The organism is Rhodococcus aerolatus (assembly GCF_054783215.1).
In genome coordinates this window covers 1-21576 of sequence record NZ_BAAGQZ010000007.1, presented here as the reverse complement: position 1 = coordinate 21576, position 21576 = coordinate 1, and the positions used below count along the sequence as shown (strand labels likewise).

Here is a 21576-nt window from a genome sequence, read left to right as displayed (position 1 = left end):
GCCGGGCGGGGTCAGGACCAGGCGAGGGCGCCGCGCGCGGACCAGTACTCGGCGGGCGGCTGCGCCACCGCGGCGAGCTCGGCCAGGTCGTCGGCGTCGAGCACCACCTCGGCGGCGGCGAGGTTGCTGCGCAGCTGGTCCTGCGTCACCGCGCCGGAGAGCACCAGGTCGACGAACGGCTGGGCCAGCGCCGCACCGAGGGCCAGCGCGTCGAGCGTGCACCCCCGCCGCTGCGCCACCCGCACCGCGGCCGCCGCCTCGTCCCCGCCCCGGGAGGTGAGCCGGCCGTTGGCCACGCCCTCCTTGACGATCACCCGTACCCCCGCCTCGTGCGCCGCGGCCAGCGCGGGCCCCACCGAGGTCTCCAGCAGGTTCCACGTCGACTGCACCGCGCCGAACAGCGCGACCCCGTCGACGCGGAGCGCGAGGCCCCGCTCGACGGTCTCGGCCTGCGCGGGCCCGGACGTCGAGAACCCCAGGGGCAGACCGCCCGCGCGCACCTCCGCGAGCCGGGCCTGCAGTGCGGTGTCGTGCAGCAGCGGGCTCTCCGGGGTCAACGAGTGCACCTGGTAGAGGTCGAGGTGCCCGTCGAGCAGCGCCCGGGTCTCGGCGAGCTGGCGGTCGAACGTGGCCACGTCGTGGGTCTTGGCCTCGTGCACCTCGGCGTCCACGGTCCAGCCCGCGGTGTAGGTGTAGCCCCACTTGCTCGACACGACGAGCCCGATGGGGGAGCGCAGCGCCACCCACTCGGCCAGGAACTGCTCGGCCAGGCCGTAGGAGCGGGCGACGTCGACGTGGCGCACCCCGGCGGCCCACGCGTCGTCGAGCAGCTGGTGCGCCCGCGCCCGCAGAGCCTCGACGCTGCGCCCCGCGGGCAGGTCCTCGGCCCGGCCGAGGGTGATGTAGCCGGGGCGGGCCACGGCCGCGAGGCCCAGGCCGAGGCGGGTCAGGTCGTCGCTCACCCGTCGGAGTCTTCCAGCACCGCGGTGCACCAGTCCCAGAGCGCGTCCTCCCGGGTGACGTCGTAGGACTCGCTGGACGAGCCGCACAGCCGGTCGCCCTCGACGTAGCCGCCCCGCAGCGACGGGTGCCGCTCGCCGAGCGCGAGGGCCACCAGCCCCGCCGCGGCGTGCGCGGGGCTCGACGTGCCCGGCAGCACGGTCAGCTTCGGCAGCACGTGCTTCCACGCGAAGCGTGCGGCGCGGCCCTGCTCCCGGGCCAGGCCGGTGCCGGCCATCATCCCGGGGTCGAACACGTTGACGTACAGCGAGTCCCGCCGCCGCTGCCACGCGTGGGCGAGGTACATCACCCCGAGCTTGGACGTCGCGTACGCCCGGGCACCCCCGTCCGCGTCGAGCGGCCCGTCCGCCGGGTCGGGCGTGGCCAGCACGGCCGGGTCCTCCCACCGCGGCTTGGGCACGAGGCCGAAGGAGTGCCAGTCACCCAGGTGGGTCCCGCTGCCCACCAGCACCACCCGGGCCCCGCTGGCCAGGACGGGCTCGAGACCGACGAGCAGGGCGTGCTGGGCGAGCACGTTGACCGCGAACGTCAGCTCGTGCCCGTCCGCGCTGGTGCGGCGGCGGTCGGTGGTCTGCACCCCGGCGTTGAGGACGACGGAGGTGATCGGCGGGTGCCCGGCGTCGACGAGGTCGCGCACCCCCTGCGCCGCGGCCCGGACCGAGGCCAGCGACGCCAGGTCGAGCGGCACGCTCTGCGCCCCCGGCACCTGGGTGACGGCGTCGGCGAGCGCGACGGGGTCGCGGCCCAGCAGCGCGATCCCGGCCGGCCTGGGCTCGACCAGCTCGGCGAGCACGGCGCGGCCGAGCCCGCCGGTGGGTCCGGTCAGCAGCACCGACGACGTTGTCCGCACGCCCCGATCGTGGCCCGACGGCGCCGCGGACGCCAGGCCCCGGCGGCGCCCGCGTCGCCGTCCCGCCCGCGCACCGCGTCGCCCGCCCGGCCTGCCAGGATCGCGGGCGTGACCAGGATCGTGGCCGGCAGCGCCCGGGGCCGGCGGCTCGCCGTCCCCGCCGGGGGCACCCGCCCCACCGCCGACCGGGTGCGCGAGGCCGTGTTCAGCGCGCTCGCCGCCCGGACCGACCTCGAGGGTGCCCGGGTGCTCGACCTCTACGCGGGGTCCGCCGCGCTGGGGCTCGAGGCGCTGAGCCGGGGCGCGGCGCAGCTCGTGGCCGTCGAGGCCGACGCCCGCTCCGCCGCGGTGGCCCGCGCCAACGTCGCCGCGGTGGGGCTGCCGGGAGCGGCCGTGCGCACGTCCCGGGTCGCGAGCCTGCTGGCCGGCGGCACCGACGCCGCGTTCGACCTGGTCCTGGCCGACCCGCCCTACGCCGTCACCGAGGCCGCCGTCACCGGTGTGCTCACCGCGCTGCTCACCCACGGCTGGCTCGCCGAGGGCTCCCTGGTGGTCCTGGAGCGGTCCTCCCGGGGGCCGGCCACGACCTGGCCGGAGGGCCTGGACCCGCTGTGGGAGCGGGTCTACGGCGAGGCCCGGTGCGAGATCGCCACCTGTTACCGTCCGGCCCCATGAGCAGCGCGGTCTGCCCCGGTTCCTTCGACCCCGTCACCCACGGGCACCTCGACGTCATCGACCGGGCGGCGAACCTGTTCGACGAGGTCACCGTGTCGGTGCTGGTGAACAAGTCGAAGCGCAGCCTGTTCACCGTCGACGAGCGCATGGCGATGCTCCGCGAGGTCACCGCGCACCTGCCGAACGTCACCGTCGACTCCTGGCACGGCCTGCTGGTCGACTACGCCACCGCCCACGGCATCAAGGCCATCGTCAAGGGCCTGCGCGCGGTGAGCGACTTCGACTACGAGCTGCAGATGGCGCAGATGAACCAGCGCCTGTCCGGCGTGGACACCATGTTCATCGCCACCAACCCGCTCTACAGCTTCCTGTCCAGCTCGCTGGTCAAGGAGGTCGCCACCTACGGCGGTGACGTCTCCCACCTGCTGCCGGAGCTGGTGCACACCCAGCTGCTGGACCGCCTGGAGCAGAAGACCTCCGGCCCCGGCACGGACTAGGGGGGCGGCGGGCCGCACCGACACGCCCGCCCGCGGTCACCGGGCCCGGCGCCCGGTCCGGGCAGACTGGCGCCCGCAGGACGGCAGCCACCACCAGCTCAGCAGGACGGGGTCAGACGTGTACCGGGTGTTCGAGGCGCTCGACGAGCTCGTCGCGATCGTCGAGGAGGCGCGCGGCGTCCCCATGACCGCGGGGTGCGTGGTGCCCCGCGGTGACGCGCTCGAGCTGCTCGACGACGTCCGCGACGCCCTGCCCGGCGAGCTCGACGACGCGCAGGACGTCCTCGACCACCGCGACCAGATGATCTCCGAGTCCCGGGCGCAGGCCGAGGCCACCGTCACCGGCGCCAACCGCGAGGCCGAGGAGACGGTCACCGGGGCGCGGGACGACGCCGACCGCATCGTCGCCGAGGCCCGCGAGCGCGCGGAGCAGATGGTCGCCGACGCGCGTGAGGAGGCCCGCCGCACCGTCGAGGGCGGGCAGCGGGAGTACGAGCAGCTCACCGACCGGGCCCGCGACGAGGCCGACCGCCTCGTCGCCGCGGGCCGCGCGTCCTACGACCGCTCCGTCGCCGACGGCGAGGCGGAGCAGGAGCGGCTGGTCTCGCAGACCGAGGTGGTGCAGGCCGCGCACGTCGAGTCCGCCCGCATCGTCGACGCCGCCCACGCCGAGTCCGACCGGCTGCGCGGGGAGTGCGACGTCTACGTCGACTCCAAGTTCGCCGAGTTCGAGGAGCAGCTCACCGGCACGCTGCGCACCGTCACCCGCGGCCGCCAGCAGCTCCGCGCCGGGGCCGTCGACTACCGGTAGCGCCCGAGCCGGTCCGTCGGGGCCGCGGACGCGCGTACCCTGGGCTGGTTGCCCGACCCGGGTCGCACCACCCGCTCGCAGCGGCACCGGCCGGCACCACCGGTCGCCACCGCGACCCGACAGCCGCGACCTCACACCGAGAGGAGCCCCGCCGTGCCCGTACCCTGCTCGGCCCCGCGTCCCGACGCGTCCTCGCCCCTGGTCATCGACATCCGCTCCCTCGGCCGCAGGCCCGGGTCCATGCAGGTGCTGCGCTCCACCGTCAGCGCACCCAGCCGGATCGGCCTCGACCTCGTCGCCATCGAGCAGGGCGCCGACCTCGACCTCGACCTGCGCCTGGAGTCCGTGGTGGAGGGCGTGCTGGTCTCCGGCACCGTCACCGCCGACGCGGTGGGGGAGTGCTCGCGCTGCCTGGACCCGCTCGAGGCCGAGGTGACCGTCGACGTCACCGAGCTGTTCGCCTACCCCGACAGCGCCACCGACGAGAGCACGGACCCCGACGAGGTGCACCGCATCGTCGACGACCTCGTCGACCTCGAGCCGGTGGTGGTCGACGCGGTCGGCCTGGGCCTGCCGCTGCAGCCGGTGTGCCGCGAGGACTGCCCCGGGCTGTGCGCCGAGTGCGGCGAGAAGCTGGCGGTTGTGGGTCCGGACCACCGTCATGAGACACTGGACCCGAGGTGGGCGGCCCTCGCGTCCTTCGTGAGCCCGGACGCCGCCCCCGACCGGGTCGCCGCAGGTGCTGCGGAGACCCGCTCGACCGACCGTGCAACACCCCCTGATCTCGAGGAGAGCTAGTCGTGGCCGTCCCGAAGCGCAAGATGTCCCGGTCCAACACCCGGTCGCGCCGCAGCCAGTGGAAGACCACTGCCCCCACCCTCGTCACCTGCCCCAACCGGGCCTGCGGCGAGCCCAAGCTGCCGCACGTGGCGTGCCCGTCCTGCGGCACCTACAACAACCGCCAGGTCACCGCGGTCTGACGTCCCGGGTGAGCACGAACGGGCAGGCGGGTCCGCGGGCCGCCCTGCTGGCCTCGCTGGGCGTCGACCTCGACGACGACCTGCTCACGCTGGCGCTCACCCACCGCTCGTACGCCTACGAGCACGGCGGCCTGCCCACCAACGAGCGCCTGGAGTTCCTGGGCGACTCCGTGCTGCAGGTCGTGGTCACCGAGCGGCTCTACCGCGACCACCCCGACCTCGCCGAGGGCACGCTGGCCAAGCTGCGGTCCTCGGTGGTGAACAGCCGGGCCCTGGCCGGCGTCGCCGGCGGTCTCGGCGACGGCGGCCTGGGCGGCTGCATGCTGCTGGGCCGGGGCGAGCAGCTCACCGGCGGCAGCGCCAAGTCCTCCATCGTGGGCGACGCCGTCGAGGCCCTCATCGGCGCCGTGCACCTCGAGCACGGCATCGAGACCGCCCGCGAGGTGGTCGAGCGGCTCTTCGCCGACCTCCTCGCCGCCGCCCCGCAGCTGGGCGCGGGCCTGGACTGGAAGACGAGCCTGCAGGAGCTGACCGCACGCCTGGAGCTGGGCGTGCCCTCCTACGAGGTCAGCTCCGTCGGCCCGGACCACGAGAAGGAGTTCACCGCGCGGGTCTCGGTGGACGGCGAGGTCCGCGGCGAGGGCACCGGCCGGTCGAAGAAGGTCGCCGAGCAGAAGGCGGCCGCGACGGCGTGGCAGGCCCTGTCGGACTCCCCGGCCGACACCCCCGCCGGCGCCGACATCCTCGACGCCGCGGAGGACGACCCCGACGGTGCCTGACCCCGCCGTGCCCCGTGCCTGAGCTGCCCGAGGTCGAGGTGGTGCGCCTCGGCCTCGACGAGCACCTCGTCGGCCGTGCCGTGGCCGGGGTCGAGGTCCGCCACCCCCGCGCGGTGCGCCGCCACGCGGCCGGTGGGGACGACCTCGCCGGGCGCCTGACCGGCGCCCGGGTGACCGCCGCGCGGCGCCGCGGCAAGTTCCTGTGGCTCGACCTCGCCGGCGAGTCCGTCGACCGGACCGCGCTGGTCGTGCACCTGGGGATGAGCGGGCAGATGCGCGTGCAGCCCGTCGGCGCCCCCGACGAGACCCACCTGCGCATCCGCCTCGCCCTGGCCGACGAGCCCGGCCACGAGCCGGGCACCGAGCTGCGGTTCGTCGACCAGCGGACCTTCGGCGGCTGGGCCCTCGAGCCGCTCGTCGAGGTCGACGGCACCACCCTGCCCGCAGCCGTGGCCCACATCGCCCGCGACCCGCTCGACGACCGCTTCGACGTCCACGCCACGGTTCGGGCCCTGCGCCGGCGCCGCACCGAGCTCAAGCGGGCCCTGCTCGACCAGACGCTGGTCTCCGGCATCGGCAACATCTACGCCGACGAGGCGCTGTGGCGCGCCCAGCTGCACGGCCGCCGGCCCACCCACCGCGTCACCCCCGCCGAGGGACGCCGCGTGCTGGCCACGGCCGCCGAGGTGATGATGGAGGCGCTGGCCCAGGGCGGCACCAGCTTCGACGCGCTCTACGTCAACGTCAACGGTGCCTCCGGCTACTTCGACCGGCGGCTGGCCGCCTACGGGCAGGCGGGCCGGCCGTGCCCGCGGTGCGGCACGCCGATCGTCAAGGAGGTCTTCACCAACCGCAGCTCGGCGTTCTGCCCGGTCTGCCAGAAGCCCCCGCGCGTCCGCCGGACCTGACCCCGCGCCCGCCGCGGCCGGCCCCCGCACCTGACCCCGCCGCCCCGGTGGGCGTCAAGACCGCGTCAACGCGGGCCCCCGCGGCGTCAGGACCCCGTCAGCACGCCCGTCCCCCCGCCCCGTCGGGTGTCGACTCCTCCTGCCGCGCCGGCGCACCCGCCGGCACGCACCCGAGGAGAAGTGGGGGTCGACATGGCCGACCTGGCCTACGTGCTGGTCCTGCTGGGGGGCGCCGCGCTGTGCGGGGCCACCCTGTGGGCGCTGACGGACCGGTGAGCGGGGTGGTCACCACGATCGGCCTGCTCGTCGTCAGCGCGGCGCTCGTCGTCTACCTGCTGGTCGCGCTGCTCGACCCGGAGCGGTTCTGATGAGCCCCTGGCTCGCCGCCACCCTCCAGGTCGCCGCGGTCGTCGTCGTGCTCGGCGCGCTGTACGTCCCCGTCGGCGACCACGTGGCCCGGGTGTTCACCAGCACCCGCCACGGCCGCCTGGAGCGCGCGGTCTACCGCGTGGTCCGCGTCGACCCCGACGTCGACCAGACGTGGGGCGCCTACGCCGCCGGCGTGCTGGGCGTGACCTTCGCCGGGCTCGGCCTGCTCTACCTGCTGCAGCGGGTGCAGGGCCTGCTCCCGCTGAGCGGGGGCATGCCGGGCGTCAGCCCCGCGGTCGCGTTCAACACCGCGGTCTCGTTCGTCACGAACACCAACTGGCAGAGCTACTCCGGCGAGCAGACCATGGGCATCCTCACCCAGACCGCCGGGCTGGCCGTGCAGAACTTCGTCTCCGCCGCCGTCGGCCTCGCCGTCGCCGTGGCCCTGGTCCGGGGGCTCGTGCGGCACGGCAGCGGCCGGTCGGGCCCGGGCCGGGTGGGCAACCTGTGGTGCGACCTGGTGCGCGGCACCGTGCGCGTGCTGCTCCCGCTGGCGTTCCTCGTGGCCCTGGTCCTGCTCACCCAGGGCGTGGTGCAGTCCTTCCACAGCGGCTTCGCCAGCACCGGGCTCGACGGCAGCGCCGCGAGCAACCCGCTGGCCCCCGTCGCCTCGCAGGAGGCCATCAAGGAGCTGGGCACCAACGGCGGCGGGGTGTTCGGCGCGAACTCCGCGCACCCCTTCGAGAACCCGACGCCGCTGTCGAACCTCGTCGAGGTCGTCGCGCTGCTGCTGGTCCCGGTCGCGCTGACCCGGACCTTCGGCACCATGGTCGGCGACCGCCGCCAGGGCCTGACCCTGCTCGCCGTCATGGGGACGCTCTGGGGGGTGCTGCTCGCCCTCACGACGTGGGCCGAGAGCCGCCCGCGCGGGGTCGCCGCCGCCGCGGTCGGGGCCATGACCGAGGGCAAGGAGGTCCGCTTCGGCATCCCGGGCTCGACCCTGTTCGCGGTCAGCACCACCGGGACGTCCACGGGCGCGGTCAACTCCGCGCACGACAGCTTCACCGCGGCCGGCGGGGGCGCGCTGCTGCTGAACATGCTGCTCGGGGAGATCGCGCCCGGCGGCGTCGGCACCGGCCTGTACGGCATCCTCGTGCTCGCGATCATCGCGGTGTTCGTCGGCGGCCTGCTGGTCGGGCGGACCCCGGAGTACCTGGGCAAGAAGATCCGCCGCCGCGAGATCACCCTCGCCGCGCTGTCCGTGCTCGTCATGCCCGCGCTGGTGCTGGTCGGGGCCGGCGTGGCCATCGCCCTGCCCAGCACCACCGGGTTCCAGGGCAACAGCGGCGACCCGGGCTCGGTCGGCTCGATCCACGGGTTCTCCGAGGTGCTCTACGCCTACGCGTCGGCGGCGAACAACAACGGCAGCGCCTTCGGCGGGCTCACCGTCACCAGCGACTTCTTCCAGACCTCGCTGGCCGTCGCGATGCTGCTGGGTCGCGTGCTGCCGCTCGTGCTCGTGCTCGCCCTGGCCGGGTCGCTCGCGGCCCAGCGCCCGGCGCCCGCCACCGCGGGGACGCTGCCCACCCGCGGCCCGCTGTTCACCGGGCTGCTCGTCGGCGTCGTCGTCCTCGTCGCCGCCCTCACCTTCTTCCCGGCGCTCGCGCTGGGACCCGTCGCGGAGGCCCTGTCATGACCGTCACCACCCCTGCCGCGGCCGGACCCGACGCCGGGCCCACCGCGGGTCCCGCAGCGGGGGCCGCGACCGGCGCCGGGGCGTTCGACCCCCGCCAGCTGCTCACCTCGCTGCCCGACGCGCTGCGCAAGCTCGACCCGCGCCACCAGGCGCGCAACCCCGTCATGTTCGTCGTCCTCGTCGGGTCGGTGCTCACCACGGTCTCCGCCGTGGCCGACCCGTCGGTGTTCGCCTGGCTCATCGCCGCCTGGCTGTGGTTCACCGTGCTCTTCGCCAACCTCGCCGAGTCCGTGGCGGAGGGCCGAGGCAAGGCCCAGGCGGCCACGCTGCGGGCCGCCCAGCGCGACACCCCGGCCCGCCGCCTCGGCGCCGACGGCACCGAGACCGAGGTCCCCGGCACCGAGCTGCGCCCCGGCGACCGCGTCGTGGTCGAGGCCGGCGAGGTGGTGCCCGGGGACGGCGACGTCGTCGAGGGCATCGCCACCGTCGACGAGTCGGCCATCACCGGCGAGTCCGCCCCGGTGGTGCGGGAGTCCGGCGGCGACCGCTGCGCCGTCACCGGCGGCACCACCGTGCTCTCCGACCGCATCGTCGTGCGGATCGTCTCCGAGCCCGGGCAGTCCTTCGTGGACCGGATGATCGCGCTGGTCGAGGGCGCCTCGCGGCAGAAGACCCCCAACGAGATCGCGCTGAACATCCTGCTCGCCTCGCTGACCATCATCTTCCTGCTCGCCGTCGTCGCGATCGGGCCCATGGCGGCCTACGGCGGGCAGGCCCAGGACCCGGTCGGGCTCATCGCGCTGCTGGTGTGCCTGATCCCCACCACCATCGGCGCGCTGCTCTCCGCCATCGGGATCGCCGGCATGGACCGCCTGGTGCAGCGCAACGTGCTCGCCACCTCCGGCCGCGCCGTCGAGGCCGCCGGGGACATCGACACGCTGCTCATGGACAAGACCGGCACCATCACCTTCGGCAACCGGCGCGCCACCTCGTTGGTGCCCGTCGGTGGGGTGGGCCTCGACGAGCTGGCCCGGGCCGCGCGCCTGTCCAGCCTGGCCGACGAGACCCCCGAGGGCCGCAGCGTCGTCGAGCTCTGCGCCGCCGAGCACGGCCTGCCCGCCGAGGCCTCGCCCGACGAGCGGCGCGCCGAGCTGGTGGTCTTCACCGCGCAGACCCGGATGAGCGGGCTCGACCTCGACGGCACGCAGGTCCGCAAGGGCGCCGCGGGGTCGGTCGTCGCCTGGGTCGCCGAGCACGGCGGGCGGCCCGGCGACGAGGTCGGCGGCGTCGTGGGGGCGATCTCCGACGCCGGCGGCACCCCGCTCGTCGTCGCCGAGGCCGCCGCAGGCACCGGCGCCCGGGTGCTGGGCGTGATCGCGCTGTCCGACGTGGTCAAGCCCGGCATCGCCGAGCGCTTCGCCGAGCTGCGCGAGATGGGCATCCGCACCGTCATGGTCACCGGGGACAACCCGCGCACCGCCGCCGCCATCGGCGCACAGGCCGGGATGGACGAGGTGCTGGCCGAGGCGACGCCCGAGGACAAGCTCGCCCTGATCCGCACGGAGCAGGAGGGCGGCCGGCTCGTCGCCATGACCGGGGACGGCACCAACGACGCCCCCGCCCTGGCCCAGGCCGACGTGGGCGTGGCCATGGGCACGGGCACCTCGGCCGCGAAGGAGGCCGGCAACATGGTCGACCTCGACTCCGACCCCACCAAGCTCATCGAGGTCGTCCGCATCGGCAAGCAGCTGCTCATCACCCGCGGGGCGCTGACCACGTTCTCCCTGGCCAACGACCTGGCCAAGTACTTCGCGATCCTGCCCGCGCTGTTCAGCGGCATCTACCCCGCCCTGGGGGCGCTGAACGTCATGCACCTGCACAGCCCGCGCTCGGCCATCCTCTCCGCGGTGATCTTCAACGCGGTGGTCATCGTCGGGCTCATCCCGCTGGCCCTGCGCGGCGTCCGCTACCGGCCCACCACGGCCAGCCGCCTGCTGCAGCGCAACCTGCTGCTCTACGGGGTGGGTGGCGTCGCCGTGCCCTTCCTCGGCATCTACCTCATCGACCTGCTCGTCCGCCACGTCCCCGGGATCGGCTGACCACCATGCGCACCACCACCACGCTGCTCCGCCAGACCGCGACCGGCCTGCGCCTGCTGCTCGTCCTCACCGTCCTGCTCGGCGGGGCCTACCCGCTGGCCGTGTGGGGGGTCAGCCGGATCAGCACCTCCTCCGCCGAGGGCTCCCCGCTCGTCGACGCCTCCGGCTGCGTCGTCGGCAGCGCCCTGCTCGGGGTCGACCCGCAGGTGGCCCCCGGGGACCCGGACCCGTTCTTCCACACCCGCTACGGGACCGACCCGACCGCTGCGTACCCGGCGCTGGCCCCGGGCAACCCCTCGGCGAGCGCAGCCAGCAACCTCGGCCCGGGCAGCGAGACCTTGGCTGAGCAGGTGACCGCGCGGCGCGCCGCCGTCGCCGCCCGCGAGGACGTCGACCCCGGCGCCGTGCCACCCGACGCCGTCACCGCCTCCGGCTCCGGGCTGGACCCGCAGATCAGCCCGGCCTACGCGGCGCTGCAGGTGGCCCGGGTCGCCCGGGTGACCGGCCGCAGCCCGGCCGACGTCGCAGCGCTCGTCGCCGCGCACACGCAGGGCCGCCAGCTCGGCTTCCTCGGGGCCGAGCGGGTCGACGTGCCCGCGCTGAACACCGCGCTCGGCCTCACCGCGCCCGCGTGCGCCACCCCCGCCGGGTGAGGGCGGGGGAGGGGATGATGGGGGCGTGAGCGGAGCGGGACGGCGCGGGGAGCTGCGCATCCACCTGGGCGCGGCCCCGGGGGTGGGCAAGACCTTCGCCATGCTGGCGGAGGCCCACCGCCGGGCCGGGCGCGGGCGCGACGTGGTGGTGGGCCTCGTGGAGACCCACGGCCGCGAGCACACCGCCACCCTGCTCGAGGGCCTGGAGGTGCTGCCCCGCGCCGTGGTGCACCACCGCGGCACCGAGCTCGCCGAGCTCGACGTGGACGCGGTGCTCGCCCGCGCCCCCGACGTGGTCCTCGTCGACGAGCTGGCCCACACCAACGCCCCCGGGGCGCGGCACGAGAAGCGCTGGCAGGACGTGGCGGAGATCCTCGCCGCCGGGATCGACGTGATCTCCACGGTGAACGTGCAGCACCTGGAGAGCCTCAACGACGTCGTCACCCAGATCACCGGGGTGGTGCAGCGCGAGACGGTGCCCGACGCGGTGGTCCGCCGAGCCGAGCAGGTCGAGCTGGTCGACATCACCCCGGAGGCGCTGCGCCGCAGGCTCTCCCACGGCAACGTCTACGCCCCGGAGAAGGTCGACGCCGCGCTGGCCAACTACTTCCGGCCCGGCAACCTCACCGCGCTGCGCGAGCTGGCCCTGCTCTGGGTGGCCGACCAGGTCGACGCCGCGCTGGCCCGCTACCGCGCCGACAACGCCATCACCGCCACCTGGGAGGCCCGCGAGCGCGTCGTCGTCTCCGTCACCGGCGGGCCCGAGTCGGAGACGCTGGTGCGCCGGGCCGCCCGCATCGCCAGCCGGGTCGGCGGCGAGCTGCTGGTGGTCCACGTGGTGCGCGGCGACGGCGCGCTGGGCGCCTCCCCCGCCGGGATGGGCCGGGTGCGCCGGGTCGCCGACGCCGTGGGCGCGGCCGTGCACAGCGTGGTCGGGGACGACGTGCCCACCGCGCTGCTGGAGTTCGCCCGCGGGGTCAACGCCACCCAGCTCGTGCTGGGCACCTCACGGCGCTCCCGCTGGGCGCGGGTGCTCGACGAGGGCATCGGCGCGGCGGTGGTGCGCGGCTCCGGGGCCATCGACGTCCACATGGTCACCCACGCCGAGTCGAGCGCCCGGGCCCGCCGCGCCCCGCTGCCGCCCGGGCGCCGCCGGGTGCTCAGCTGGGTGGCGGCGCTGGCCGCCCCGGCCGCGGCCAGCGGCGTGCTGGCCCTGCTCGGCTCGGTGCTCGACCTCGGCGCACAGGGCGTCCTGTACTTCCTCGTCGTGCTCGGGGTGGCCCTGCTCGGCGGGGTCGGCCCGTCCGTGCTGGCCGCCCTGGTGTCCGGGGCGATGCTGAACTTCTTCTTCACCGAGCCCCGCTACAGCCTGCAGGTGTCCAACGTGGACAACCTCGTCACCCTCGTGGTGCTCATGGTGGTGGCCGTGGCCGTGGCGCTGCTGGTCGACACCGCCACCCGGCGGGCCCGCGACGCCCGGGAGGCCGCCCGGGAGGCGGAGCTGTTGACGCTCTTCGCCTCCCACGTGCTGCGGGGTGCGGACCTGCCCGCCCTGCTGGAGCGGGTGCGCGAGACCTACGGCCAGCGCGCGGCCAGCCTGCTGCGCCGCGGCCGCGACGGCGGGCTGGGCCTGGCCATCGGTCTCGGCGACGACGCGCCGGAGCAGCTGGCCGACGCCGACACCACCTGCGAGGTGCTCGACGGGGAGTTCGCGCTGGCCCTGGCCGGGCCCGGGCTCACGGCGCGGGACCGCCGCGTGCTGCGCGCCGTGACCCACCAGGCCGTGGCGCTGCTGCGCCAGGAGGAGCTGACCGCGGAGGCGGCGCGGGCCGAGGCGGTGGCCGAGGGCGACGACCTGCGCCGCTCGCTGCTCTCCGCCGTCAGCCACGACCTGCGCACCCCGCTGGCCGCGGTCAAGGCCGGGGTGTCCAGCCTGCGCAGCGCCGACGTCGAGTTCTCCCCGGCCGACACCGCGGAGCTGCTCGCCGGGGTGGAGGAGTCCACCGACCAGCTCAGCGCGCTGGTGACCAACCTGCTCGACTCCTCCCGGCTCGCCGCCGGCGCGGTGCGGCCGCAGGCGCGGCCCGTGTCCTGCGACGAGGTGGTGCACCGCGCGCTGGTCGGCCTGCCCCACCACGACCGGGTGGTGGTCGACGCCCCGGCGCCCGACGCCCCGCTGCCCACCGTGCTGGCCGACCCCGGCCTGCTCGAACGGGTGCTGGCCAACGTGCTGCTCAACGCGCTGCAGCACGCCGGGCCCGGCGAGGTGCGCGTCTCCGCGGCCGAGCAGGGCGGGCGGGTGAGCATCCGCGTCGCCGACCGCGGGCCCGGGGTGCCGCGCGGGGCGGTGGACGAGCTCTTCGAGCCGTTCCAGCGGGCGGGGGACCGCTCCGGGACCGGGGTGGGCCTGGGCCTGGCCGTGGTGCGCGGCTTCACCGAGGCGATGGGCGGCACCGTGGTGGCCGAGGACACCCCCGGCGGCGGGCTCACGGTGGTCGTCGAGCTGCCCGCGGCGTCGCGGCCGGCCGTCCCGACGGCGCCGACCCGGGACGGGGTGCCGGCGTGACCCGCGTGCTCGTCGTCGACGACGAGCCGAACGTGCTGCGCGCGTTGCGGATCAACCTGTCCGCCCGCGGGTTCGAGGTCACCACCGCCACCGACGGCGCGGGGGCGCTGCGGGCCGCGGCGGAGCGCGCCCCCGAGGTGGTGGTGCTCGACCTGGGCCTGCCCGACATGGACGGCACCGAGGTGCTCGCCGGCATCCGGGGCTGGTCCAGCGTGCCGGTGATCGTGCTCAGCGCCCGGTCCGACTCCGCGGACAAGGTCGAGGCGCTCGACGCGGGGGCGGACGACTACGTGACCAAGCCGTTCGGCATGGACGAGCTGCTGGCCCGGCTCCGGGCGGCGCTGCGTCGCGGCGCGGCCTCGGCGGGGGAGGAGGCGCCCGTGGTCGAGACGGCGTCGTTCACCGTGGACCTCGCCCGCACCACGGTGGTCCGCGACGGCGCCGAGGTGCACCTGACCCCGACCGAGTGGGGGATGCTCGAGGTGCTGGTCCGCCACCGCGGCAAGCTCGTCGGCCAGCGCGAGCTGCTGCAGGAGGTGTGGGGACCCGCCTACGCCACCGAGACCCACTACCTGCGGGTGTACCTCGCCCAGCTGCGGCGCAAGCTGGAGCCGGACCCGTCACGGCCGCGCCACCTGCTGACCGAGGCGGGCATGGGCTACCGCTTCCAGGTCTGAGGCCGCCACCACCCGCCACCACCCGCGTCGAGCGGGCTCGATGCAGCCTGGGGCCGCCCCCGACTGCATCCAGCCCGCGGGATGCGGGGAGAACGACGGGTCAGGGGGCGGTGGGGTCCTCGCGGCCGTCGGGGGTGCACACGCACACCCGGTTGCCTTGGGTGTCGGTGATGACCGTGAACGAGGGCACCGGCGCCTCGACCGAGGCCGCACCCGCCCCGGCCGCGGCGACGACCTCCCCGGCCCGGCTGCTGTCCCACCGCACGTCGACGTGCAGCCGGCTCGCCGCGGGCGTGGCCGTCTCCTGGAACCACACCGCCGGGCCGCGGCCGTCGGGGTCGACCAGCGAGCCGGACGCCGTCTCGGTGTAGCCCAGCGCCGCCGCCCACACGGGACGGATCGCGGCGGCGTCCTGCGTGTCGACGGCGATCTCCACCGTGCGCAGCCGCTCCGGCACCGGGGTCGCGTCGGCGGCGAGCGCGGAGACCCGCCGTGCGAGGTCGAGGTCGGCGGGGCTGATCCGGCCGCCGGCGCTGTGCGTCGTCGTGGCGACGAAGACGGTGTCGAAGCGCCAGTCGACGTCCGGGTGGTGGTCGAGCTCCTCCGCGGCGTCACCGATCGCGGCCACCAGGTCCAGCGCCGCCCGGGCCGAGGGGCAGCGGAAGGCCGCGCGCAGCGCCCCGGGCAGGGGCCGCCAGTCGGGCAGGTCCGCCAGCGCGGTGAGCACCTGCTCGGGGGTCAGCGGGGTCCGGTCCACAGCCATGGCCCGACGCTAGCCGCGCCGCCACCGCGGCGGGAGCCGTAGCCAGGGGGACGGGTCGGGCACCAGGATGGGACGGGGCCGCAGCCCCCGCGAGGCGAGGAGGCCACGATGAGCACGCGAGCACCGCACCCCGCGGACGGGCACGACCTGATCCGGGTCCACGGCGCCCGGGTCAACAACCTCGACGACGTCTCCGTCGACCTGCCGAAGCGACGGCTGACCGTCTTCACCGGCGTCTCGGGCTCGGGCAAGAGCTCGCTGGTCTTCGCCACGATCGCCGCCGAGTCGCAGCGCATCGTCAACGAGACCTACAGCGCCTTCGTGCAGGGTTTCCTGCCGTCGCTCGCCCGCCCGGACGTCGACCGCCTCGAGGGCCTGACCACGGCGATCATCGTCGACCAGGAGCGGATGGGCGCCAACCCCCGCTCGACCGTCGGCACCGCGACCGACGCGAACGCGATGCTGCGGATCCTCTACAGCCGCCTCGGCGACCCCTACGTCGGCCCGCCGACGGCGTACTCGTTCAACGTCCCGACCCGCACGGCGAGCGGGGTGATGACCACCGAGAGGGGCGGGCGCACCGAGCGCCGCGTCGCCCGCAAGGAGGTCTACCTCGGGGGGATGTGCCCGCGCTGCGAGGGCACGGGCGCGGTCAGCGACGTCGACCTCACCGCGCTCTACGACGAGGAGAAGTCGCTGCGCGACGGTGCCCTCACCGTCCCCGGCTACTCCATGGACGGGTGGTACGGCCGGCTGTTCGAGGGCATGGGGCTGCCGATGGAGGAGCCGATCCGGTCGTTCACGACGACGCAGCTCGAGACGATGCTGTGGTCCGAGCCGACCAAGATCAAGGTCGAGGGCGTCAACCTCACCTTCGAGGGCATCATCCCCAAGATCTCGAGGTCGATGCTGTCCAAGGACCCCGAGGCGATGCAGCCGCACGTGCGGCGCTTCGTCGAGCGCGCCGTCACCTTCGGGGTCTGCCCCGAGTGCGGGGGCACGCGGCTCACCCCGGCGGCCCGGAGCTCGACGATCCGGGGCCGGTCCATCGCCGACCTGTGCGCGCTGCAGATCACCGACCTCGCCGAGTGGGTGCGCGAGCTGGACGAGCCGTCCGTCGCGCCCCTGCTCGCGGGGCTGCAGCACCTGCTCGACGCGTTCTCCGAGATCGGTCTGGGCTACCTCTCGCTCGACCGCCCCGCGGGCACGCTGTCCGGGGGAGAGGCGCAGCGCACCAAGATGATCCGCCACCTCGGGTCGTCGCTCACCGACGTCACCTACGTCTTCGACGAGCCCACGACCGGCCTGCACCCGCACGACGTCGAGCGGATGAACGACCTGCTGCGCCAGCTGCGCGACCAGGGCAACACCGTGCTCGTCGTCGAGCACGAGCCCGCGACGATCGCGATCGCGGACCACGTCGTCGACCTCGGCCCCGGCGCCGGGTCGGCGGGCGGGACGATCTGCTTCACCGGCGACGTCGAGGGGCTGCGGACCAGCGGCACCACCACCGGCAGGCACCTCGACGACCGGGCCCGGCTCAAGGACGTGGTGCGCGAGGCGACCGGACGGCTCGAGGTCCGGGGCGCCGGCGCGCACAACCTCAAGGACGTCGACGTCGACGTGCCGCTCGGCGTGCTGACGGTCGTCACGGGCGTCGCCGGGTCGGGCAAGAGCTCGCTGGTCCACGGCGCGCTCGCGGGCCGCGACGGGGTGGTCGTGGTCGACCAGGGCGCGATCGGGGGCTCGCGGCGCAGCAACCCGGCGACCTACACCGGGCTCCTCGAGCCGGTCCGCAAGGCCTTCGCCAAGGCCAACGGCGTCAAGCCCGCCCTGTTCAGCGCCAACTCCGAGGGGGCCTGCCCCACCTGCAGCGGCGCCGGTGTGATCGTCACCGAGCTCGGTCCGATGGCGACGGTCGAGACACCGTGCGAGGAGTGCGAGGGCCGCCGCTTCAAGGCCGAGGTCCTCGAGCACACCCTGGGCGGCAAGGACATCGCCGAGGTGCACGAGATGTCGGTCGTCGACGCGCTCGCGCTGTTCGGCGACGGCGAGGCGAGGGTCCCGGCGGCGGTGACGATCCTCGAGCGGCTCGCGGACGTCGGGCTGGGCTACCTCGCGCTCGGCCAGCCGCTCACCACGCTGTCCGGCGGCGAGCGGCAGCGGCTCAAGCTCGCCACGCGGATGGGCGAGAAGGGCGACGTCTACGTCCTCGACGAGCCGACCACCGGCCTGCACCTGGCCGACGTCGAGAACCTCCTCCGCCTGCTCGACCGGCTCGTCGACTCCGGCACCTCGGTCGTCGTCATCGAGCACCACCAGGCCGTGATGGCCCACGCCGACTGGATCGTCGACCTCGGGCCCGGGGCGGGCCACGACGGCGGCACGGTCGTGTTCGAGGGCACCCCCGCCGAGCTCGTCGCGGCGCGGACCACCCTGACCGGCCGGCACCTCGCCGACTACGTCGGGGCCTGACCGCCGCCGGCGATGAGTCCGGCGCCCGCGGCCGGTCGGTCCCCGGGGACGGGACGACCCGACGACGACAGGGAGCGACCATGGCCGGGGTGAGGGTGCTGGTGGGCACGCGCAAGGGCGCGTTCGTCCTGACCAGCGACGAGCGCAGGCGCGACTGGGACGTGACGGGCCCGTTCTTCGCGGGCTGGGAGGTCTACCACGTCGCCGGCTCGCCGCTGGACCCCGACCGGGTCTGGGCGTCGCAGTCCGGCGGGTGGTTCGGCCAGCAGGTGCAGCGCTCGTCCGACGGCGGCCGCACCTGGGACCCGGTGGGCCACGACTTCGTCTACGCCGGCGTGCCGGGCACCCACCAGTGGTACGACGGCACGCCGAAGCCGTGGGAGTTCACCCGGGTGTGGCACCTGGAGCCGTCCCCGTTCGACGTCGACACCGTGTGGGCCGGCGTGGAGGACGCGGCGCTGTTCCGCTCCACCGACGCCGGGGACAGCTGGGAGGAGGTCCGCGGGCTGCGCGAGCACGGCTCCGGGCCGCAGTGGCAGCCCGGTGCGGGCGGCATGTGCCTGCACACCATCGTGCTCGACCCCGTCGACGAGCAGCGCATCACCGTCGCCATCTCCGCGGCCGGGGTGTTCCGCACCCTCGACGGGGGCCGGACCTGGGCGCCCGCCAACGCGGGCCTGCTCTCCGACGGCATCCCCTCGCCGGCCGCCGAGGTCGGCCACTGCGTGCACCACCTCGCCGCCCACCCCAGCCGGCCCCGGACGCTGTTCATGCAGAAGCACTGGGACGTGATGCGCTCCGACGACGGCGGCGACTCGTGGCGCGAGGTGAGCGGGGACCTGCCCAGCGACTTCGGGTTCCCCGTCGCCGTGCACGCCCACGAGCCGGAGACCGTCTACGTCGTCCCCATCACCAGCGACTCGGTGCACGTGCCGCCGGACGGCCGGCTCCGGGTCTACCGCAGCCGCACCGGGGGCGGGGAGTGGGAGGCGCTCACCGCGGGACTGCCGCAGGAGCACTGCTACGTCAACGTGCTGCGCGACGCGATGGCCGTGGACACCCTCGAGGAGTGCGGGCTCTACGTCGGCACCACCGGCGGGCAGGTCTACGCCTCCGCCGACTCCGGGGACACCTGGTCGGCCGTGGTGCGCGACCTGCCCGCCGTGCTGTCGGTGGAGGTGCAGACGCTGTGACGGCCGCCGTCCGGGTGGTGCTGCCCACGCACCTGGCCACGCTGGCCCGGTGCGGCCGCCAGGTGGACGTGCCCGTCGCCGCGGCGACGGTGGCCGGCGTGCTCGACGCGGTCGAGGAGCGGTTCCCGGTGCTGCGAGGCACCCTGCGCGACACCACGACCGGGCGCCGCCGGGCCTTCGTGCGGTTCTTCGCGTGCGAGCAGGACCTGTCGCACGACCCGCCCGACGCGCCGCTGCCCGCCCCCGTGGCGCAGGGCCGCGAGCCCCTGCTGGTGGTCGGCGCCATGGCGGGCGGCTGAGCGGGACCCGACCGGGGGCGGGGCGGGGCGGGGCCGGCGACGAGCTGACGCGCAGCCCGGCACCACCCCGTCTACGGTGCGTCCATGGACCCCACCGGAGGCGCGGACCCCGAGGAGCGTGACACGGCGGAGACCGGGACGACCGACGGCCAGTGGCCGGTGGTGCTGGTGCCCGACCCCGCCCCCTGGCCCCGCTCCTTCGGCTGGCTGGCCGAGAACGAGCAGGACCGTGCGCTGTGCATCTGGTACCCCGGCGAGCCGTCCGACGTCGAGCTGGGCCAGCTGCGCGAGCTGACCCCCCGCATCGAGGTCGAGATGGTGCGCGGCGCCGGGGCGGACGTCGCGGGCGGCGAGGTCGACGTCCTGCTCGGGGAGCAGCGCCTGCCCGGTGTCCTGGCCCCGGCCCGGCACGGCTGGTCGGCGACCCTGCTGGTGCCCGGCGACCACGTCGACGACCGGGGCGACCTGGCCGTGACCGTCCGCGCGGCGGGTGCCCCGGCCCCGCTGGAGCTGCGGCTGCAGGTGCGCGCGGCGACCGACCTCGAGGCGGGCCGCGCCCGGCTGCTCGGCAGGCTGGACGACCTGGCCGGCTGACGGCCACGGGGCCGGCGGTGGGGCCAGCGGTGCCGGCGGCGGGGTCAGCGGTGCCGGCGGCGGGCCCGGCGGACCTCGGACGGGACGCGGCCGTCGACGTCGGCCGGGGTCCACGGCTCGCTGGGCACCCACTGCGACCCGCACCCGCGGCACGCGAACAGCCGCTCGCCGCCTGCCTGGGCCTTGGTCGGCCGCCACGCGCACCGCGAGCGGCACGCGTTCACCGCCAGCTCCGTCACCACCCCAGGATGCACCCCGCCGCGCCGGGCCGCCCTGCCAGGATGGTCGGGTGACGGTGCGGCTGACGGCCTGGGTGCACGGCCGGGTGCAGGGCGTGGGCTTCCGGTGGTGGACGCGCTCGCGCGCCCTCGAGCTGGGGCTGGTGGGCAGCGCCACCAACCACGCCGACGGCCGGGTGCTCGTCGTGGCCGAGGGCGGGCGCGAGGCGGCCGAGCAGCTGCTCGCCGCGCTGCGCGGCCCGGACGCCCCCGGCCGGGTCGACACCGTCGTCGAGTCCTGGGACGAGCCCAGGGGCGGGCTCACCGGCTTCGTCGAGCGCTGAGCGCCCGCGGCGAGGGGGTCGGGCGAGGGGGTCGAGGCGAGGGGGTCGGGGCGGCAGGTCGCGCCCGCTACCGTGCTCGGGTGCACCTGAAGAGCCTCACGCTGAAGGGCTTCAAGTCCTTCGCGTCGGCGACGACGCTGCGCTTCGAGCCGGGCATCACCTGCGTGGTGGGTCCGAACGGCTCGGGCAAGTCCAACGTCGTCGACGCGCTGACCTGGGTGATGGGGGAGCAGGGGGCCAAGTCGCTGCGCGGCGGGTCGATGGCCGACGTCATCTTCGCGGGCACCGCCGGCCGCGCCCCGCTCGGCCGCGCCGAGGTCACCCTGACCATCGACAACTCCGACGGTGCGCTGCCCATCGACTACTCCGAGGTCTCGGTCACGCGGCGGGTGTTCCGCGACGGGGCCGGCGAGTACGAGATCAACGGGTCGAGCTGCCGGCTCATGGACGTGCAGGAGCTGCTCAGCGACACCGGCATCGGCCGGGAGATGCACGTCGTCGTCGGGCAGGGTCGCCTGGCCACCATCCTGGAGTCCCGGCCGGAGGACCGCCGCGCCTTCATCGAGGAGGCCGCCGGGGTGCTCAAGCACCGCCGCCGCAAGGAGAAGGCGGTGCGCAAGCTCGAGGGCATGTCGGCCAACCTCTCCCGGCTGGGCGACCTCACCACCGAGCTGCGCCGCCAGCTCAAGCCGCTGGGCCGCCAGGCCGAGGTGGCCCGCCGCGCGCAGACGGTGCAGGCCGACCTGCGCGACGCGCGGCTGCGGCTGGCCGCGGACGACCTGGTCACCCGGCGCACCGAGCTGGAGCGCGAGCAGGCCCGGGAGGCCGCCGCCCGCGCCGAGGTCGACCGGGTGGCGCAGCTGCTCGAGGCCGCGGAGGCCGAGCTGGCCGCCGCCGAGGCCGCCGCCGCCGAGCTGGCCCCGGCCACGGAGGCCGCCGGGCAGGCCTGGTACCGGCTCTCCGCGCTGGCCGAGCGGACCACCGCCACCACCCGGGTCGCGGCCGAGCGGGCCCGTCACCTCGCCACCCCCACCCAGGACCGCCGCGGCCGCGACCCCGAGGAGCTCGAGGCCGAGGCGGAGCGGGCCGCGGCCGCCGAGGCGGCGCGGC

23 protein-coding genes are annotated in these 21576 nt (G+C 75.7%); 19 read left to right on the top strand and 4 right to left on the bottom strand.

The annotated features are described in order from the left end of the window. Nucleotides 1-11: 11 nt before the first annotated feature. Entirely contained in the window at nucleotides 12-962 is a 951-nt protein-coding gene (locus ACYVOF_RS04470; protein WP_460864326.1) for an aldo/keto reductase, read from the bottom strand. Continuing rightward, entirely contained in the window at nucleotides 959-1870 is a 912-nt protein-coding gene (locus tag ACYVOF_RS04465) for an SDR family NAD(P)-dependent oxidoreductase (RefSeq protein ID WP_460864325.1), read from the bottom strand. The genes ACYVOF_RS04470 and ACYVOF_RS04465 overlap by 4 nt, the downstream gene beginning before the upstream one ends. Nucleotides 1871-1978: 108 nt before the next feature. Here ACYVOF_RS04465 and rsmD point away from each other — a divergent pair, with 108 nt between their 5' ends. From rsmD to ACYVOF_RS04400, 13 genes are all read left to right on the top strand, one after another. Further along, complete coding sequence (gene rsmD, locus ACYVOF_RS04460; RefSeq protein ID WP_460864324.1) at nucleotides 1979-2545, top strand: 16S rRNA (guanine(966)-N(2))-methyltransferase RsmD; 567 nt, start codon at nucleotides 1979-1981, stop codon at nucleotides 2543-2545. Beyond that, nucleotides 2542-3042, top strand: a complete 501-nt coding sequence (coaD, locus tag ACYVOF_RS04455; RefSeq protein WP_460864323.1) for a pantetheine-phosphate adenylyltransferase — start codon at nucleotides 2542-2544, stop codon at nucleotides 3040-3042. The genes rsmD and coaD overlap by 4 nt, the downstream gene beginning before the upstream one ends. 118 nt (nucleotides 3043-3160) lie before the next feature. Then, on the top strand, nucleotides 3161-3853 hold the full coding sequence (locus ACYVOF_RS04450) for a DivIVA domain-containing protein (RefSeq protein WP_460864322.1): 693 nt from the start codon (nucleotides 3161-3163) through the stop codon (nucleotides 3851-3853). 153 nt (nucleotides 3854-4006) lie between these two features. Continuing rightward, nucleotides 4007-4651, top strand: coding sequence for a YceD family protein (locus ACYVOF_RS04445; RefSeq protein WP_460864321.1), 645 nt, complete (start codon nucleotides 4007-4009; stop codon nucleotides 4649-4651). A 2-nt stretch (nucleotides 4652-4653) separates the two neighbouring features. After that, complete coding sequence (gene rpmF, locus ACYVOF_RS04440; RefSeq protein ID WP_460864320.1) at nucleotides 4654-4833, top strand: 50S ribosomal protein L32; 180 nt, start codon at nucleotides 4654-4656, stop codon at nucleotides 4831-4833. Then, on the top strand, nucleotides 4830-5612 hold the full coding sequence (rnc, locus tag ACYVOF_RS04435) for a ribonuclease III (RefSeq protein ID WP_460864342.1): 783 nt from the start codon (nucleotides 4830-4832) through the stop codon (nucleotides 5610-5612). The genes rpmF and rnc overlap by 4 nt, the downstream gene beginning before the upstream one ends. Before the next feature lie 14 nt (nucleotides 5613-5626). Further along, on the top strand, nucleotides 5627-6520 hold the full coding sequence (mutM, locus tag ACYVOF_RS04430) for a bifunctional DNA-formamidopyrimidine glycosylase/DNA-(apurinic or apyrimidinic site) lyase (RefSeq protein WP_460864319.1): 894 nt from the start codon (nucleotides 5627-5629) through the stop codon (nucleotides 6518-6520). Nucleotides 6521-6792: 272 nt separating this feature from the next. Next, a complete protein-coding gene (kdpF, locus tag ACYVOF_RS04425; protein ID WP_460864318.1) occupies nucleotides 6793-6888 on the top strand; it encodes a K(+)-transporting ATPase subunit F in 96 nt (31 codons plus the stop codon). Beyond that, entirely contained in the window at nucleotides 6888-8585 is a 1698-nt protein-coding gene (gene kdpA, locus ACYVOF_RS04420) for a potassium-transporting ATPase subunit KdpA (protein ID WP_460864317.1), read from the top strand. The genes kdpF and kdpA overlap by 1 nt, the downstream gene beginning before the upstream one ends. Continuing rightward, nucleotides 8582-10684 carry a potassium-transporting ATPase subunit KdpB gene (gene kdpB, locus ACYVOF_RS04415; protein ID WP_460864316.1) on the top strand — a complete coding sequence of 701 codons (2103 nt, stop codon included), beginning with the start codon at nucleotides 8582-8584 and terminating at the stop codon, nucleotides 10682-10684. The genes kdpA and kdpB overlap by 4 nt, the downstream gene beginning before the upstream one ends. 5 nt (nucleotides 10685-10689) lie before the next feature. Further along, nucleotides 10690-11337, top strand: a complete 648-nt coding sequence (locus tag ACYVOF_RS04410) for a potassium-transporting ATPase subunit C (RefSeq protein ID WP_460864315.1) — start codon at nucleotides 10690-10692, stop codon at nucleotides 11335-11337. 25 nt (nucleotides 11338-11362) lie between these two features. Then, on the top strand, nucleotides 11363-13903 hold the full coding sequence (locus tag ACYVOF_RS04405; protein ID WP_460864314.1) for a sensor histidine kinase: 2541 nt from the start codon (nucleotides 11363-11365) through the stop codon (nucleotides 13901-13903). Further along, a complete protein-coding gene (locus ACYVOF_RS04400; RefSeq protein ID WP_460864313.1) occupies nucleotides 13900-14580 on the top strand; it encodes a response regulator in 681 nt (226 codons plus the stop codon). The genes ACYVOF_RS04405 and ACYVOF_RS04400 overlap by 4 nt, the downstream gene beginning before the upstream one ends. Before the next feature lie 100 nt (nucleotides 14581-14680). On the opposite strand, the gene ACYVOF_RS04395 is transcribed toward ACYVOF_RS04400, so the two are convergent. Continuing rightward, a complete protein-coding gene (locus ACYVOF_RS04395; RefSeq protein WP_460864312.1) occupies nucleotides 14681-15343 on the bottom strand; it encodes a 4a-hydroxytetrahydrobiopterin dehydratase in 663 nt (220 codons plus the stop codon). Between the two features lie 108 nt (nucleotides 15344-15451). Here ACYVOF_RS04395 and ACYVOF_RS04390 point away from each other — a divergent pair, with 108 nt between their 5' ends. From ACYVOF_RS04390 to ACYVOF_RS04375, 4 genes are all read left to right on the top strand, one after another. Then, nucleotides 15452-17818 carry an ATP-binding cassette domain-containing protein gene (locus ACYVOF_RS04390; protein ID WP_460864311.1) on the top strand — a complete coding sequence of 789 codons (2367 nt, stop codon included), beginning with the start codon at nucleotides 15452-15454 and terminating at the stop codon, nucleotides 17816-17818. A gap of 89 nt (nucleotides 17819-17907) precedes the next feature. Further along, nucleotides 17908-19011 carry a WD40/YVTN/BNR-like repeat-containing protein gene (locus ACYVOF_RS04385; protein WP_460864310.1) on the top strand — a complete coding sequence of 368 codons (1104 nt, stop codon included), beginning with the start codon at nucleotides 17908-17910 and terminating at the stop codon, nucleotides 19009-19011. Then, nucleotides 19008-19310, top strand: a complete 303-nt coding sequence (locus tag ACYVOF_RS04380) for a MoaD/ThiS family protein (protein ID WP_460864309.1) — start codon at nucleotides 19008-19010, stop codon at nucleotides 19308-19310. Before ACYVOF_RS04385 ends, ACYVOF_RS04380 begins: the two co-directional genes overlap by 4 nt. 84 nt (nucleotides 19311-19394) lie before the next feature. Continuing rightward, nucleotides 19395-19904 carry a hypothetical protein gene (locus tag ACYVOF_RS04375; RefSeq protein ID WP_460864308.1) on the top strand — a complete coding sequence of 170 codons (510 nt, stop codon included), beginning with the start codon at nucleotides 19395-19397 and terminating at the stop codon, nucleotides 19902-19904. A 44-nt stretch (nucleotides 19905-19948) separates the two neighbouring features. Here the strand turns inward: ACYVOF_RS04375 and ACYVOF_RS04370 are convergent, their stop codons facing one another. Continuing rightward, nucleotides 19949-20143, bottom strand: a complete 195-nt coding sequence (locus tag ACYVOF_RS04370) for a hypothetical protein (RefSeq protein WP_460864307.1) — start codon at nucleotides 20141-20143, stop codon at nucleotides 19949-19951. A gap of 50 nt (nucleotides 20144-20193) precedes the next feature. On the opposite strand from ACYVOF_RS04370, the gene ACYVOF_RS04365 reads away from it, so the two are divergent. Next, nucleotides 20194-20466, top strand: a complete 273-nt coding sequence (locus tag ACYVOF_RS04365; RefSeq protein WP_460864306.1) for an acylphosphatase — start codon at nucleotides 20194-20196, stop codon at nucleotides 20464-20466. A gap of 80 nt (nucleotides 20467-20546) precedes the next feature. Further along, nucleotides 20547-21576: chromosome segregation SMC family protein (locus ACYVOF_RS04360; protein ID WP_460864305.1), on the top strand; the 1030-nt coding region annotated here is incomplete at its 3' end.

Bases quoted from the DNA above. Each gene is read 5' to 3' on its own strand.
- coaD (WP_460864323.1), top strand. From the start codon at position 2,542: ATGAGCAGCGCGGTCTGCCCCGGTTCCTTCGACCCCGTCACCCACGGG.
- kdpA (WP_460864317.1), top strand. From the start codon at position 6,888: ATGAGCCCCTGGCTCGCCGCCACCCTCCAGGTCGCCGCGGTCGTCGTC.
- kdpB (WP_460864316.1), top strand. From the start codon at position 8,582: ATGACCGTCACCACCCCTGCCGCGGCCGGACCCGACGCCGGGCCCACC.
- ACYVOF_RS04410 (WP_460864315.1), top strand. From the start codon at position 10,690: ATGCGCACCACCACCACGCTGCTCCGCCAGACCGCGACCGGCCTGCGC.
- ACYVOF_RS04395 (WP_460864312.1), bottom strand. From the start codon at position 15,343: ATGGCTGTGGACCGGACCCCGCTGACCCCCGAGCAGGTGCTCACCGCG.
- ACYVOF_RS04390 (WP_460864311.1), top strand. From the start codon at position 15,452: ATGAGCACGCGAGCACCGCACCCCGCGGACGGGCACGACCTGATCCGG.
- ACYVOF_RS04375 (WP_460864308.1), top strand. From the start codon at position 19,395: ATGGACCCCACCGGAGGCGCGGACCCCGAGGAGCGTGACACGGCGGAG.